The 15,674-nt window shown below is 34.4% G+C and carries 14 protein-coding genes; 9 read left to right on the top strand and 5 right to left on the bottom strand.

Annotated elements, in window-relative coordinates; all coding sequences use genetic code 11:
• Nucleotides 1-10 precede the first annotated feature (10 nt).
• From LDK52_RS04450 to LDK52_RS04440, 3 genes are all read left to right on the top strand, one after another.
• Complete coding sequence (locus tag LDK52_RS04450) at nucleotides 11-1,753, top strand: ABC transporter ATP-binding protein (RefSeq protein WP_277584743.1); 1,743 nt, start codon at nucleotides 11-13, stop codon at nucleotides 1,751-1,753.
• Nucleotides 1,754-1,871: 118 nt separating this feature from the next.
• On the top strand, nucleotides 1,872-3,563 hold the full coding sequence (locus tag LDK52_RS04445) for an ABC transporter ATP-binding protein (RefSeq protein ID WP_277584934.1): 1,692 nt from the start codon (nucleotides 1,872-1,874) through the stop codon (nucleotides 3,561-3,563).
• Between the two features lie 198 nt (nucleotides 3,564-3,761).
• Complete coding sequence (locus LDK52_RS04440) at nucleotides 3,762-4,076, top strand: DUF4288 domain-containing protein (protein WP_277584742.1); 315 nt, start codon at nucleotides 3,762-3,764, stop codon at nucleotides 4,074-4,076.
• A 51-nt stretch (nucleotides 4,077-4,127) separates the two neighbouring features.
• On the opposite strand, the gene LDK52_RS04435 is transcribed toward LDK52_RS04440, so the two are convergent.
• Together LDK52_RS04435 and LDK52_RS04430 are read right to left on the bottom strand one after the other, a co-directional pair.
• Complete coding sequence (locus tag LDK52_RS04435; RefSeq protein WP_277584741.1) at nucleotides 4,128-5,156, bottom strand: LCP family protein; 1,029 nt, start codon at nucleotides 5,154-5,156, stop codon at nucleotides 4,128-4,130.
• A gap of 250 nt (nucleotides 5,157-5,406) precedes the next feature.
• Nucleotides 5,407-6,693, bottom strand: coding sequence for a helix-turn-helix domain-containing protein (locus LDK52_RS04430; RefSeq protein WP_277584740.1), 1,287 nt, complete (start codon nucleotides 6,691-6,693; stop codon nucleotides 5,407-5,409).
• A gap of 385 nt (nucleotides 6,694-7,078) precedes the next feature.
• Between LDK52_RS04430 and LDK52_RS04425 the strand changes: the two genes are divergently transcribed.
• The 4 genes from LDK52_RS04425 to LDK52_RS04410 all read left to right on the top strand — a co-directional run bounded on the left by LDK52_RS04425 (nucleotide 7,079) and on the right by LDK52_RS04410 (nucleotide 10,297).
• Nucleotides 7,079-7,948 (top strand): GNAT family N-acetyltransferase, encoded by an 870-nt coding sequence (locus LDK52_RS04425; RefSeq protein WP_277584739.1) that lies wholly within the window; start codon nucleotides 7,079-7,081, stop codon nucleotides 7,946-7,948.
• Nucleotides 7,949-8,040: 92 nt separating this feature from the next.
• Nucleotides 8,041-8,505, top strand: a complete 465-nt coding sequence (locus LDK52_RS04420; RefSeq protein WP_277584738.1) for a GNAT family N-acetyltransferase — start codon at nucleotides 8,041-8,043, stop codon at nucleotides 8,503-8,505.
• A 147-nt stretch (nucleotides 8,506-8,652) separates the two neighbouring features.
• Nucleotides 8,653-9,588, top strand: coding sequence for a GNAT family N-acetyltransferase (locus tag LDK52_RS04415; protein ID WP_277584737.1), 936 nt, complete (start codon nucleotides 8,653-8,655; stop codon nucleotides 9,586-9,588).
• 142 nt (nucleotides 9,589-9,730) lie between these two features.
• Complete coding sequence (locus tag LDK52_RS04410) at nucleotides 9,731-10,297, top strand: hypothetical protein (RefSeq protein WP_277584736.1); 567 nt, start codon at nucleotides 9,731-9,733, stop codon at nucleotides 10,295-10,297.
• 119 nt (nucleotides 10,298-10,416) lie between these two features.
• On the opposite strand, the gene LDK52_RS04405 is transcribed toward LDK52_RS04410, so the two are convergent.
• The 3 genes from LDK52_RS04405 to LDK52_RS04395 form a co-directional block, all read right to left on the bottom strand.
• Nucleotides 10,417-12,138, bottom strand: a complete 1,722-nt coding sequence (locus LDK52_RS04405; RefSeq protein WP_277584735.1) for an ABC transporter ATP-binding protein — start codon at nucleotides 12,136-12,138, stop codon at nucleotides 10,417-10,419.
• A gap of 134 nt (nucleotides 12,139-12,272) precedes the next feature.
• A complete protein-coding gene (locus LDK52_RS04400; protein WP_277584734.1) occupies nucleotides 12,273-12,554 on the bottom strand; it encodes a hypothetical protein in 282 nt (93 codons plus the stop codon).
• Between the two features lie 897 nt (nucleotides 12,555-13,451).
• On the bottom strand, nucleotides 13,452-13,979 hold the full coding sequence (locus LDK52_RS04395; RefSeq protein WP_277584733.1) for a YceI family protein: 528 nt from the start codon (nucleotides 13,977-13,979) through the stop codon (nucleotides 13,452-13,454).
• 252 nt (nucleotides 13,980-14,231) lie between these two features.
• On the opposite strand from LDK52_RS04395, the gene LDK52_RS04390 reads away from it, so the two are divergent.
• Together LDK52_RS04390 and murB are read left to right on the top strand one after the other, a co-directional pair.
• Nucleotides 14,232-14,537, top strand: a complete 306-nt coding sequence (locus LDK52_RS04390; protein ID WP_277584732.1) for a winged helix-turn-helix transcriptional regulator — start codon at nucleotides 14,232-14,234, stop codon at nucleotides 14,535-14,537.
• An 80-nt stretch (nucleotides 14,538-14,617) separates the two neighbouring features.
• A complete protein-coding gene (gene murB, locus LDK52_RS04385) occupies nucleotides 14,618-15,535 on the top strand; it encodes a UDP-N-acetylmuramate dehydrogenase (RefSeq protein ID WP_277584731.1) in 918 nt (305 codons plus the stop codon).
• Nucleotides 15,536-15,674 lie beyond the last annotated feature (139 nt).

The following is a 15,674-nucleotide window of genomic DNA, read 5'->3' as shown; positions in this document are numbered from 1 at the left end:
GTGAGATTTTATGAAGGCCTTTGGAAAATTACTTCCTTATGTTAAACCATATATGCTTTTTGCTATTTTAGCACCAATATTTATGTGTATTGAAGTAGCAATGGATTTACTATCCCCGACTATTATGCAACATATTATTGATGGTGGTATAGCTAATAATGACGTAGCGTATGTTATTAAACTTGGTGTTCTAATGCTTGTAACTGCAGTCATTGGTTTAATAGGGGGAGTAGGGTGTACGATATACAGTACTAGAGCTGCTGTAAACTTTGCTGCTGATATTCGTAAAGATGTATTCAAAATGAGCGAGCGGTTTTCAAGTGAAAATATGGACAATATTGGTGTAGGAAAATTAATAACGATTGTGACAAGTGACATCAATGCTGTCCAACAAGCACTTATGATGACACTTCGAGTTTTTGTAAGAGGACCGCTTTTATTTGTAGGAGCAGTTGCGATTGTTTGGTTTACAGCTAGAGAGTTATTCCCAGTGTTATTCGTCATTATTCCTATCTTAATGGCTTTAATCTACTTCTTTTCTTATAAAACAGGTAAATTATTTGCGAAAGTACAAAAAGCTATGGACAAAGTGAATATGAAGCTTCAAGAAACGTTCGCCGGTATTCGTGTCATTAAAGCATTTAATAGACAAGATTATGAGATAGACGCATTTAAACGTGTAAATGAAGAACTTACGAAACGTAATATGTCTGCAGAACAAGTGATTCTAACACTCATGCCGGTTATGCTATTTATCGTTAATATCGGGGTAGTAATTGGAATGTGGATGGGTGCGATAAAAGTCAATGAAGGAGCACTAAAAGTCGGTGTTATTTTAGCTTTCATCAACTATTTAACTATTATCATGAACGGATTGGTATCGAGTAGCCATGTATTAATGCAAATTACGAGGTCATTCACTTCCGCAGGTCGAATTCGACAAGTATTGGAAACAAAAATTGATATAACTGATCCTGTAAAACCTGTATCTCCCGAAAACGTCCGGGGAGAGATTGAGTTTAAATCAGTGTACTTTAGCTATAGTAAAAATGGAGAATATGTATTAAAGGATATTTCCTTTCGTGTAAATAGTGGAGAAACGATTGGAATTATTGGACCAACAGGAAGTGGGAAGTCGACGCTTATCAAACTCCTTCCTCGATTGTATGATCCAGATTTAGGTGAGGTACTGATTAATGGCATAAATATAAAAGAGTACTCTATTGAGAAGCTACGTGGGTTAATTGGTTTTGTGCCGCAAAAGGCAACGTTATTTGCAGGGACCATAGAGGAAAATATACGCTTCGGCAAAGAAGAGGCGACTTTAGAGGATATGGAAAAATCTGCTAACTCAGCAGCTGCAAGTGAGTTTATAGAAAAAGTGGATGGACAGTTTTCTCATGAGCTTATGCAAGGGGCTACAAATCTGTCTGGTGGTCAAAAGCAACGTTTAACGATGACTCGTGCATTCATCCGTCAACCAAAAATATTAGTGTTAGATGACTCAACTTCTGCTATAGATGCAATATCTGAAGTAAAGGTACAACAAGCACTAACAGATTATCTATCTGATACTACTGTATTTATCGTATCATCCAAAGTCTCATCGATTATCAATGCTGACCGAATTCTAGTAATGGAAGATGGAATGATTGTGGCAAGTGGTATGCATGAAAAATTGCTTGAAACTAGCGAGATTTACCGTAGTATTTACGCGACGCAAAGTGGAGAGGGGGTCCTTTCCTATGAGTAAAACTTCCGCTCAACCAGTATCTAGTGCAATAGGGCGAGCAAGAGGTCCAAGAGGATTTGGTGGACCAGTAGAGAAAGCAAAAGATAAAAAAGGAACAATCATACGAGTCTGGCGATATATGGAGAAACAAAAAATTGCTATTACTGTGTCGATTTTATTAGTTATAATATCTACTCTATTAAACCTGTTAGTTCCTTATATGATTGGTGTCACCATTGATGACTATATAATTCCGAAAGATATGGACGGGACGCTGCGTTTCTTAGTGATCCTTGCGATTGTGTACATTGCCGCGGCTGCGTTTACTTGGTTACAGAACTTTATAATGGTTCGTGTGTCCCTAATAACAATTAGGTCACTACGCCAAGATTTATATGAAAAGTTTCAAACTTTGTCTCTGCGGTTTTTCGATAAACGTACACATGGAGATCTTATGAGTCGTGTGACAAATGATATTGAAAGTTTAAATAACGCACTAAGTCAAAGTGTCATTCAAATAATTTCTACAGTAATGATGGTGACTGGTGTGACGATAGCGATGTTTATGCTTAACTGGGTGTTGGCTATCGTGTCTCTATTAATAGTTCCATTAGTTATTTTCACAACAAAAAAGATAATCACCTATAGTAGTAGCAACTTCATCAAAAGACAACGTGATTTAGGAGAACTGAATGGTTTTATAGAAGAAGCCATTTCCGGAAATGAAGTAATTAAGCTATTTGGCCAAGAAGAAAAGAATTTCAACAAGTTCTCCGTTGTAAATGAACGACTTCGGCACTCGGCCACTGCAGCTGATACTGTATCCGGATTTCTAGGACCTATCAATAACTTTATTAACAATTTAGGTCTTGCATTAATAATAGGGATTGGTGCGCTGATGGCTGTTCAAGAATTAGCAACTATCGGAATAATCGCAGCATTTGTTAATTACTCAAGACAATTCTTCCGGCCTATCAATCAGCTTTCAACATTATTGAATACTTTTCAATCTGCCATAGCTGGAGCAGAGCGAGTATTTGAAATAATGGATGAAACACCGGATCTTCAAGATCAGGAGAGCGCAATTTCGATAGATACTTTAAAAGGAGATATTGCATTTTCGAACGTTCACTTTTCGTATCATACTGGAAAACCTATCTTGAAGAATATTAGTTTCGAGGCTAAGTCAGGAGAAAAGATTGCTCTAGTAGGTCCGACAGGCTCAGGGAAAACTACGATTATTAATTTGCTTATGCGTTTTTATGAGATAGACTCGGGAGACATTAAAATCGATGGGAGATCGATCAAGGACTATCAAATAAGTAAGCTTCGAGAAAAAATTGGTATTGTTTTGCAAGACACTTTCTTATTTTCTGGATCCATCTTGGAAAATATTCGTTACGGTAGACTTGAGGCAACGGATGAGGAGGTAATAGAGGCTTCAAAACTGGCCTCAGCTCACCGATTTATCAAGCATTTACCTGATAAATATGACACACAGATTACTGGGAGTGGATCTAATTTGAGTCAAGGGCAGCGTCAGTTATTGGCCATTGCTCGTGCCATTTTAGCAGACTCTGATATATTGATTTTAGATGAAGCAACTTCAAGCATTGATACGAAAACAGAGATAGATATACAACAAGGACTTAATAGACTCTCGGAAGGGCGAACTAGTTTTGTCATAGCCCACCGCTTAAAAACTATTGAAAACGCAGATAGAATTTTAGTCATTCACCAGGGCGAATTAATCGAGGTTGGGACACATACAGAACTACTGAAACAAAAAGGTTTTTACTCCGAGTTATATGAAAGTCAGTTTAATATTTGAACAAAATCAATTATATTTGTGGAATTATATATGAAAGAAAAACTAGCGAGTGCTTCAGGCATTAGCTAGTTTTTTTATCGAGGAAAGTATGAACAAAAACATTAGATTAAGGGTATATTTACGAAGCTACATTCACACATAAAATATATAGCAATCCTTGTGCTCACATAATAGAGTTATAAGTAAGAGGTGGGCATAATGTATAAAATTTTTTCAGTTAAATTATTATTCGAACATATTTCGTTATCCGACACGAAGTCAAGCAAGATATATGAAGAGACCATTAATATCATCCGTGCTGTAAAACTAGAGGATGTCGATCGATTGGTTAAGGCGCATTATAAAGATGTTATTTATAAGAATATCTTTGGAGAAGATACGAAGATAAGGCTCGTAATGATTCTTGACGTTTTTGAACTAGTGGATAATATTGAAGAGTCTTTGGATTTTGTGGAAGTATATAGTCAACATATCGTTGCAGATGAAGAAGTGGCTGTAGATAGGAGTTTTTAAAATCCCCAAAAACGAGTCTATCTATTTATGAGGACTCGTTTTTATATTTTCCTATTTATTATAAAGTGTTAAGTTGATATTACTTGGAGGAATATTCTTTGGTGTTTCTTTCCCCAAGTTTGTTTGCAGGCTACTCTTTAATTGTTCTAAGGAGTCTTCATTTGGTATAAAGAACCATAATTCTTTTCCTTCTGTTTTACTGTAGATTCTTTCATCATATCCTTCAAGCGTTAATTGATCGATAGGCGAGCCCTTCAATTGTTGAGATAGTTGAATAAAGCTCCAATAATCAGACGTTGAAATATTTGTTTTTACGTTATCACCTACATTTTTTATCAAATCATCTAGTTTAGATATACTACTAAAACTTGTGGATTCGTTTAGTATTTCTTGAATCACTTGTTTTTGACGTTTATTGCGACCTATATCACCTTCAGGATCTTTTTTACGCATTCGAACATAGGCTAGAGCCTCGTTTCCCTTTAATACCATGGGGCCTTCGATGTAAGTTTTCCATTCAAGTGTATCTGCCATTTGAATATTAACTGTAAACGGTACATCTACTTCAATTCCGCCAAGTGTATCGACTATGTCTTCGAAGCCCTGAAAATTTGTAGAAACGTAAAAATCTATTGGAATTTCTAACAGTTTTTCAAGCGCATTTATCGTATAGTCTATCCCGCCATTTGAATAGGTGTGATTCACTTTATCTTCTCTTTCTAATTCCTCCACATAAACCCTAGTATCTCGAGGGATATTCACCATTGAAATTTTACCTAAATTAGGATGTACGGTGACTAATAGTAGCATGTCAGAACGACCGTATGTTTCGCCTTTATTTTCGTCAATACCAGCTACCAATAAACTAAAAGGTGTTGTTTTCAGTTCAGGCTTGTCACTCTGTACATCTTCATCGCGTATTAATGGCTCAAACATTTTGGTTGTTGCTTTCTTCGTTTCCAAAATAAGATTTACACCAAAACTAATAACACCTACCAAAAGTAATGTAGAAATAACAAAGATAATATATTTTAAGTTCTTTTTATTCTTTCCAATTCTCTTAGAATTACGTGTAGACATAGTTCCTCCTATTTTTTGATACTTATGCAGTGAAATTTCAAATCACTTGAAGATTTAACCATTGAATAACAAAAATAGAATAAAAAAGCACAAAATTCTCAAGTGAATCTTGTACCTTAGTTTTTTATCATTTAGATAAACTTATCAACGGATGTAATTTTTGGTTTGTCATCTTCTGCAAGATTAGTTGAACTTAGAGCTGGAAGTGTGAATAAAACGAAACGAAGTAGAACCTAAAATAGTCCTTTCTTCATGACAATTCCTCCCAACTTGATACTTTTAATTGCTGCAAGTGATAATGGAATCCTAATTCATAATAAATGGAAGCTTGCTTATATTGCTTAGTTTTAGCTAATCGCTTAGCTAATACATGGCAATAAATCATACAATGTTTATAATCTTGCTTACCTTCAAAATAGTCCAAGCTTTTCTTAAATATAGGTATAAGCACTTGGTTTTCCAGTAATATCGCTCCATATACGGAAAAATGGTTGTTATAAAGTTCTTTCTTACTATCTCCTATATACTCGACAGTTTGTAATCCTTTTTCCAACCATACTAATGCATTCTGTAAATCACCATTTTTATGATATTCCTTAAGTAAAGATAAAATAGTGACAATCTTATCGTCCGGGTTATGTTTGAAATCTAGAGCATTAAAAAAATGCTGTAAGGCTTGTTCAGATTGCTTCTGTAAAGAGTAGCAGGAGCCTAGATTATGCTCAATCATTCCATTAAACTTACGTGATTCTATCTTCAAGTTGATATCTTTGGCCCTTTCAAAAGTAGCAAGTGCTTCTTTTAGGACACCCGAATTCTTTTGCGCAATCCCTAGAATGATTAAACACTCGATAGATCGTTCGATTAATATTTCTTGATTGAAATAAGAAACTGCTTCCTTTACATAGTCAATTGCTAGTATGTAACGAGATTCAGACAATAGAGATAATCCAGATATATAATATAACTCCGCCATCTCCCAATCTTCCATACGATAGCCTTTGATCAATTTAAAAACTTCTTTAAAAAAATGGGATGCTTGGCTGTACTGGTTATCTTGGTAAGCGGTAATACCTTGAATCGTGTACAGATAATATAATTGCTCTATCGTCATTTCCTTTTTGAAACCTAATAATATGTTTATACTTCTTTGTATCTCCAAATCATCAGGTAACATAAGCATTAAACGAGCTTCCAATAATAACAGTGTAAGTCGATCGGCTTCGAGGGGATGTTCTTCAATATAAAGGTGAATTTTATGTAGAAGCTGTTTAGCCAATACTTTATCTCTTGAGTTTATAACTTGCTTAAACCGCAATTTAAACTGAATAGTATTCTCTTCGCTGGAACTACTCACTAAAGTATCTACTGGAATATTTAGTCGCATAAGAATATGGTGCTTTATATCTTCGCTTGGAATGACTAAGCCATTTTCAATTCGGCTTAAGTAGGAGGGGACGCAAATACCAGAAGCTAAAGCCTCTTGCTTAATACTCTGTCTCTGGCGCTCTAACTTAATCAATTGTCCTAGGTTCATAAAACCCACACCCTCTTCTACATCAATAAAAGGAAATCAAATCCAATTATTAATAAGATACCATACTCTAGATTGGAAATCATAGAAAATTTAAAATATGAAAGAAGTTATGAAAAGACTGAGAATATGACTGTATTTTAGTGCAACTTTCATTGCTTAATATGTTTATTAGTTTAATTCTATATAGATTATATATGCCAAAAAGGCTGATTAATCGTTAATGAATATATGAATGGTTCTTCCTATAAATATAGGCAATGGATATTTATGTTAAAATAATTATAATATTGTGAAATTTTTCAATTGAACTTATGGCGCAGTTAAGTTGAACAAGGCTAGATAGGAAATTATTATAAGAATTGAATTTAAACTAGGGGGATTTCTAATGCATACAGACAATAAAACAGTATTAGAATTAGTGGAATTTGATAAATATGATGTCTTAAGTTTAATAGAACTTTCTGCATCAGTAGGCTGGGATTATGATGAACATGAAATTAGAACTGTTATGTCATCTGGTAAAATATACGGACATAAAAATTCTATGGGCAAAATTGTTTCGAGTGCTGCAATAATTCCTTATGACACTGATTTAGCTTCAATTGGAACGGTTATTGTTAATGAAGAATATAGAGGTTTAGGCTTAGGAAAAAAGGCTACTCAGAAATGTATAGACAGTGTTTCTCAAGATACTTCAATAATGTTAATTTCAACTGAAGATGGGAAACCCTTATATGAAAACATGGGTTTTAATACTGTCGACTATATACATAAGTATTTAAATGATAAATATATTCAAACTAAACTATTTAATAATCGAGAAATTACCATAGAGAAGTACAGTGAGAATGATATTAATGAAACTATTGAATTAGACTCGGCTGCTTTTGGTGATAAGAGAAGAAAATTACTTCTTAACAGGATAAATCAATCAAAACATTGTTTAGTTGTTAGAAATCTAAAGGGGAATATTATTGGATTTGGATTATCCATATTAGGACCAGTAAATCTATTAATAGGACCTATTGTAGCACCAGATTCGCAAACAGCTGCTTTAATAATCGATAGGTTAGTTCGTAATCATCAAGGAAAGTTAAGAATTGATGTGCCATCCAATAATGAAGAGTTAATGTTATTCTTGGAGAAAAGCGGATTTGTAAAAGTTAGTAATCCCCCGATAATGATAAAGAATTCTATTAATATGCCATATAGGAATAAAGAGTTATTTGCTATTACTGCACAAATATTTGGTTAGGGATAGCAATATCTATATTCATCTAACGGAAAGCACCCGTAGCTCAATAAGGTTAATGGTTGGATGATATTGTAATACAAGGGGGGATAAGTGTGGGATATAAATTTGAAATTATGACACAAGAACAAGCGGAAGAAATTGCATTTAATTGGCATTATGATGCTGAATATTCTTTTTACGATATGGAGGCAGATAAAGAAGACTTTGTTATGTTCTTAGACCAACAAAAACGAGGTGACTCAAACTTTGTTGTTACTAAAGAGAATGATATTATAGGCTTCTTTAGCTTTAATAAAGTAACTATAAATACTATCGATATAGGGTTGGGGATGAGACCGAATTTGATCGGTAATGGAAATGGTTTGGAATTTTTAAAAGCAGGTATAGAGTTTGCTGAATCAAAATATACACCCCAAAGAATAACGCTATCAGTAGCGACTTTCAATCAGAGGGCGATAAAATTATATAGAAAAATTGGGTTTGAGGATGTTGGCACTTTTACGCAGGATACAAATGGAGATAGTTTTGAATTTCTGAAAATGACTTACCAATGTTAATTTAGATATTAGGTCCTCTTCAACTATCGGGGTTCTACTGCAATAAGGAGTAAAGCCTTTTTCTTACTTGAAGTAACGCAGGAGTTAATAAGAAAATACTATTTTCACATGGTTATATAAGGATAAATACAAAGGGGGAATACTTAAATGTCACTAATAACTATTGAAAAATCAACCATTACGGATGCTGAAAAGTTAACAGAAATTAAGAAAAGGACTTTTGATGAAGAATTGAAAAAGTGGCTTCCAAATCAAGAAAATGTAGTTGATTACAATATTCAGCCACCAGGATATTCTTCTATTGAGATGACTAAGTATATGATTAGAGAATTGGAGTATTTTAAAGTCTTACAGGATAAAGAAATTGTAGGTGGAATAATAATAACTATTTCTGGTATTAGTTACGGGAGAATAGACCGCATTTTCATTGATCCTAACTATCAAGGTAAAGGAATTGGTTCTAGGGTAATTAATTTAATAGAGGATGAGTTTCCTAATGTAAGAACTTGGGACCTGGAGACATCAGGTAGACAAATTAACAATCATTACTTTTATGAAAAAATGGGTTATACAACTACCTTTGAAACTGAAGAGGAATATGGTTATCTAAAGAAAATAGAAACTTCATCAGAAAAAGAAAACTTAGTTGAAAATAAAAATATTTCAAGTATCCAATACGAGAATTGCGATATGGTAAAAACAGAGTTTTATAGTGTAAATTTAGAAGGAAGTTCATTCAGTAACAGTAATGTAATGAATAGTCATATTAGCAATTGTAATCTCAGTCACTCAAAGTTCCAAAATTTAAATCTTAGAAATTCACTATATGCCGATTTAAATCTTTCTAACAGTGAGATGATATTTGTCACTTTAGGTGGAGTTAGTTTCATTGATACAAATCTTGGAGATGAAAATATGCCAATCTCATTTGAACGATGTGACCTTGAAGGAAGTAAATTTAGTAACAGTAATCTTAGAAATGTAGAAATACAAAATAGTGATTTGACAGGTATGAAAATAGATAATGTTCCAGTAGAAAAGCTTATTAATGCTTACTATCAATTGAATAAAAATAATCAATAGTATTAAATTTATTTATGATAGCCTCTTCAACTAACTGTTGTTTTAATTCAAGAAGGAGTAAAGACTTTTTCTTATGGAAATAAAGCGGTAGGATAGTTAATGAACATTTAGGGCACGTTACTTTTAAAAAGGAGTAACCTAAATGAAAAATTCCTTCTTAACTGGTTTGTATATGTTTATATTTTCGTGCAGTCTTACCATGTTATTAGTAAATCCTGTTTATTCACAAACTACACCTTCAATAAAAATTGAATATTTACATCCTGCAAATAAGGAAAAAGTTTTTGATGAAACTGTAGATGAATTTTACCAGGCATTAAGAGACATAAAGTATCCCATACATCAGGAGCTTTATCAAAGATATAAGCAGAAGCCTAAGCAACAACAAAGACATTTGGATACAGTTCTTTTTAAAGAAATGCCAGATGCATCTGTAAATATTAGAAAAAAATTATTATTTAATGAGGTAGAAGGGTTAAATTATATAACTTCTGATGGGAATATTCTTCGTCCTTATCCTGATATCGATATTAACTACCATCAGACTGTTAGCCCTGATAGGCAAGTTTATTTCTTTTATTCCTTTAAAGACACAGAAAAAGAATTTAGAGGTAGATATGCAATTTATGATGTTGAAACAAAAGAAGTGTTAGCAGGTGGAAATACTTATATGCCAAAATCTCCAACTTACAAGGAACACTTACGATAAAGAAGGATAAATTTAGATCCAGGACTGATTTTAAAGAGTTGAAGGCTGATTTAACAAAAGAAGGATCGGATAGCGACTTCGTCACTTTCTGATCCTTCTTAAATGTGTTAATAAAGTCCTTAAGATAAACCTTGTCCATGGGTAAATTCTTGGTATAACTTATGATGAGCAAGTAACTCATCATGTGAACCGCTACCCGTAATTTTACCTTGTTCTAAAAAGAATATTTGGTCGGCGTGAATAATTGTAGCCAGTCTATGTGCGATGATAAGGGTAGTTCTTCCATTCATTAATCGTTCTAGGGCTTCTTGTACTAATGTCTCTGATCCACTATCTAGATTGGAAGTAGCTTCATCTAGTAATAATATTTTTGGATTATGAAGAAGAGCTCGAGCAATTGCTATGCGTTGGCGCTGCCCGCCTGATAACTTGATGCCACGTTCTCCAACAAGAGTATCGTATTTGTCTGGAAGTTCCTCTATAAAATCAGCGGCATTAGCTCCCTCAGCAGCGTGGATAATTTTCTCCATTGGGGGGGGGTCTGTCATGCCATAGGTGATGTTCGATAAAATAGTTCCACTCATTAGTGGACTTTCCTGAGAGACGTACCCAATTTTAGAGCGCCAAGCATGTAATGATAGGTCGGCTATAGGTATTTCGTTAAATAATATTGTTCCAGAATCGGGTTCATAAAATCGTTCAAGCAAAGAGAAAATAGTTGTTTTTCCACCACCACTAGGGCCGACAAAAGCAGTGACAGTTCCCGGTTGCGCTAAGAAGGAAATACCACCAATTATTTTCTTCTCTGGACTATAAGAAAAGTGGACATCTTCAAATGTAATAACTCCATCTTTTAAAGGCTTTGGTGCTTCTAGTTCTACAGCTTCACTTTCCAAATAGAATATTTCTTGGATTCGCTCTGTTGCCCCAACTGCTTTTTGGAAAGAGGTGAAAAACGTAGCCATCTGTGCAAAAGGAACAATAATATTTACTAAGTAAAAGATAATCGCAACAAGTTCTCCGGCCGATAAGATTCCTTTAGATACTTGTAAACCGCCATAGCCTAAAATGACGACTAAAATACCCATCATTATGAGTGTCATAAAAGGGGAGATAAACGCTTGTATTTTCGCTTCTTTTAAGCCAAAACGATATAAGTTTTGAATTGCGTCGTTACCATTAGCAGTTTCTGTTTTCTCGGCTCGATAAGATTTGACTAATCGAATTTCAGATAGCACTCGTCCTAAAAGACCTGAAAACGAAGCCATTTCTTTTTGCGTAGATTTCGATACTTTATGCATCATGGAGCCAAGCGGCATCATGATTGCTATACTCAGTGGAACACTAACAAGCATGATCAACGTCATTTTCCAATCGATAAAGAATAGGATAGTAACAGATCCAATAATGGTAATAATGCCAGATACGAAATTCACTAAATGATCCGTAATAAGTGACTTCAACATTGTCGTATCTTGCGTAATACGACTCATCGTTTCGCCACTTTCATTTTGATCATAATAAGGAATAGGGAGATGGAGTACTTTGCTCCATAGTTTTTTACGAAGATCAGCAACTATATATTCTCCGATATAAGACAATAAATAAAATGAGAATCCCCCGGAAATAGCCTGCATAAGGAATACAACAAGTAATACGCCAATCATTTTCCAATTGAAAGCAGTAGTTGTTAGCGTATCTACTAAATCTTTAGTAACAAGTGGTACGATTAGCCCAATAACAGTACTTAAGAGTGATAGAACCATCGCTATTATGGTGATTTTTACTGGCCATTTTAGGCTCTTAAGTAATTGGAAAAACCCTTTGGTAGATGTTTTCATAGTAAGCTCCCATTTCGTTTAGTTGATTATTCTATTGTAATCGAAGGTCTGGAATAGGAGCGACTGAAAAGGCTGGAAGTGCGGAGTTATACTTCAAAAAAACAATCGTGCTTAATGAAATCAGCACGATTGTATTAAGAAGATATAGCTTTGTTCTCAGTTTGTGTATCTTTTTGTAAATCTAAAATAAGGGGATCTGAACTCTGCAACAAGTTCGTTTGTTTTTGCTGAAGGTCGATTCTCATTTTTTCTGTTTCTAGTAAAAAGTTATTATATCTGATTTTTTCTAGTTCAATTTCATCTTTTACAATGATTAATTTCACTTTTTGCGACTTTCGTAGATGTGTGGTCCATATTGCGGTCAATGGTATTGAAAAAACCATCACAACGGCAACTAATCCTATAAACTCTTCCATACATATCCCTCCAAGCTTTTCTTCTCTAGTATATACGAAAATCTTGAGCAATAGTTTCAAAATTTAAAAAACTACACCGAGTAATATAAGAGTAGTTAAATGCCTATACATTTAGTTATCTATCATTAAAAAAGACGGGCAAAAAAACGCCCGGTCCTCTAAGATCTAAACCTGTTTCTACTGTTTTCGAAGGGCTTTGTACAGATTTATTGCTAAATAATTACCATTTGATTTTTTAAAGATGCTGGTCGTGACTGAAGTCACGACCAGCATCTTTTTTTCTCGGTAATCTTATGGCGATTGACTGTCCAAACCCTTCTACAATTTTTAGAAACAGGTTAGTGCATTTTTTGTTAACTAGAGAAAAGATACTATCCTAATAATAGAGGAAGCTCACGAAGATGCAATTTCGTTCGCTATTCTGCTTCTTTATTGGATAGACACTTACTATTTTTCTTTATTTCCACTAGTAAAAAAGGAAATCTACTATCTTTATCCTTCATAACACAATTTCATTCCTACTTTCAACAGACGATATTATCCCCACATTAACTCGGACTACTCTTCTTATCTAAGCGAGAGACTATGCAATATCTCCTAGTTGAGTACTACTCATTTAATTGATTGGAGTGCAAGGTGGCGACTCCTGTGGGAACAGCAAATGTTTTCTGCACCGATAGCGAAGCGACAGGTGCACGAGCTGAAAGCCCCGCAGGAACGTAGTGACGAGGAGATTGAAGCCGTGCCCACGGAAAGCGTCCACCTGAAACGGGAATCAGTAGTATTAATCATTCTTAATAGTCCTGAAAAACTGGTGTTCATGCTGTTTTTTTATACTTTCCTATCTATTAAAAAAGACTATCCTAAAGTTATAGGATAGTCTCGTGTAATCATTAATTATTGAGCTGGGTTTAGTTCAAGTTCAACAGTAATTTTAATGTCTTCGCCAACTAAAACGCCACCTGTTTCTAAAGCTTGGTTCCAAGTTAAACCAAATTCTTTACGGTTAACTTTTGACTCAGCAGCGAATGCTACTACTTCTTGGCCCCATGGATTAGTACCCTTACCACCATATTCAACGTCGAATGTTATTGGTTTTGTAACATCTTTAATCGTAAGGTCACCAGTTACATCATATTCACCATCAGATTTTTTCTTAATATCAGTTGCAACAAATTTGATGCTTGGGTATGTTTCTACATCAAAGAAATCTCCAGAGCGTAAGTGGTTATCGCGATCAGCGTTGTTTGAGTTGATCGATTTTACATCAATATCAAAGCTAATAGTTGCACCGTTTAAATCATCAGCATTACCATCTAAGTCAGCTGTGAAGTTAGTGAAAGACCCTTTAACTTTTGAAACCATCATATGTTTTACAGAAAAGTCGATTGTAGAATGTGCTGCGTCAAGATTAAATTTTGTCATTATTATTTCCTCCTAAGGATTGTGTTTTTTTTTAGTATAATACAATATTACCTCGAAATCAAGAGTTTTAACTTCAAAGTAATATATAATGCCATAATTTTCTTTTCCCTCTTTTTGTCAATAATTAAACATATGGTTACTTTATGTAACTAAATATAGATTAATATATTAGTTACGTCAAGTAATTAAATTACTTTAATTTTACAAAGTGCGAAAAAAGGAATATAATAAGTAGTAATAGAGGTGAATCAGATGAAAGAAACGTTATTATGTCCACGTTTATCGAAGGCAATGGAGTTGCTAGGAAAAAGATGGACTACGCTAATCGTGTACCAACTAATAGATGGAGCAAAACGATTTAATGAAATTGAGTCGTCTCTTCCTATAAGTGGTCGTTTGTTATCAGAGCGTTTAAAGGAACTTGAAAAAGAGGGAGTAGTTGAAAGAACTGTCTTTTCAGAGGTACCTATACGGGTAGAATATAACTTGACGGATAAAGGTCTTGCGCTAAAAGAAGTAGTTGGCGGAATCGAGACTTGGTCTAAAGAATGGTTATAACTTTTTCGCTTGATATATTATGCTTGAAAATGCATACTATGTAAGGGTAACCAGGTTAAAGCAGAAAGGATTGTCCCTCTTTGAATAAACAAAAAGTGTTTCAAAATTTAAATGAAAAGTTAAGTCCGACCAATATTAAAATAGATGAAGCATTGAATTTGCACACATTAACTAAAATGGGTGGGAAAGCAGATCTATTTGTTACTCCTACTACACAAGATGAGACAGCCTTTGTTGTTCAATATGCACATGAACATAATATACCGTTATTGCTACTTGGAAACGGTTCGAATATGGTAGTTCGTGATGGTGGAGTAAGAGGAATTGTACTGCGGTTGGAAAATTTAAATAAAATTATGATTGATGGTAACAAAGTAATTGCTGAAAGTGGTGCTGATATTATTGATGTGTCACAGGCTGCAGCAAAGGAATCGCTAACAGGCTTAGAATTTGCCTGTGGCATCCCAGGATCTATTGGTGGGGCAATGGCAATGAATGCAGGAGCATACGGTGGAGAAATCCAAGATGTAATTGTGCAATGTACAGTGTTAACTTCAACTGGTGAAAAGTTGGTGCTTTCAAAAGAGCAATTGGAATTAGGTTATCGAAAAAGTATTATATCGAAAAAAGGTTATTATGTATTATCGACTGAGTTTTTATTGGAAAAAGGAAATCAAGAAGAGATTAATGCTAAAATCGCAGATCTTACTTTCCAACGAGAATCGAAACAACCGTTAGAATACCCTTCTGCTGGTAGTGTATTTAAACGGCCACCAGGATATTTTGCCGGAAAGCTCATTCAAGATAGTGGCTTGCAAGGGAAAGGCTTTGGTGGAGCAGAGGTTTCTATGAAGCATGCGGGTTTTATCGTCAATAAAAATAATGCCACTGCAACCGATTATATTAGTACGATTGAAATGGTGAAAGAGACAGTAAAAGAAAATTTTGGCGTCGAACTAGAGCTTGAAGTGAAAATTGTTGGAGAAAATATAGACTAATACAAGCCTCGACCCATGAATATAATTATTCATGGGTCTTTTTTATATGGATGCAAAATAATCAAGATGGGCTTCGTTATTTTCCGTTTTCCCTTTTTTATTGGAAGGGAAATTCCCGCAAATGTCGAATATTGTAAAA

This window comes from Psychrobacillus antarcticus, from assembly GCF_029533155.1.
GTDB classification, from domain to species: domain Bacteria; phylum Bacillota; class Bacilli; order Bacillales_A; family Planococcaceae; genus Psychrobacillus; species Psychrobacillus antarcticus.
Note: the sequence above shows the minus strand (reverse complement) of the source record. Positions and strands in the feature narration are given on the sequence as shown.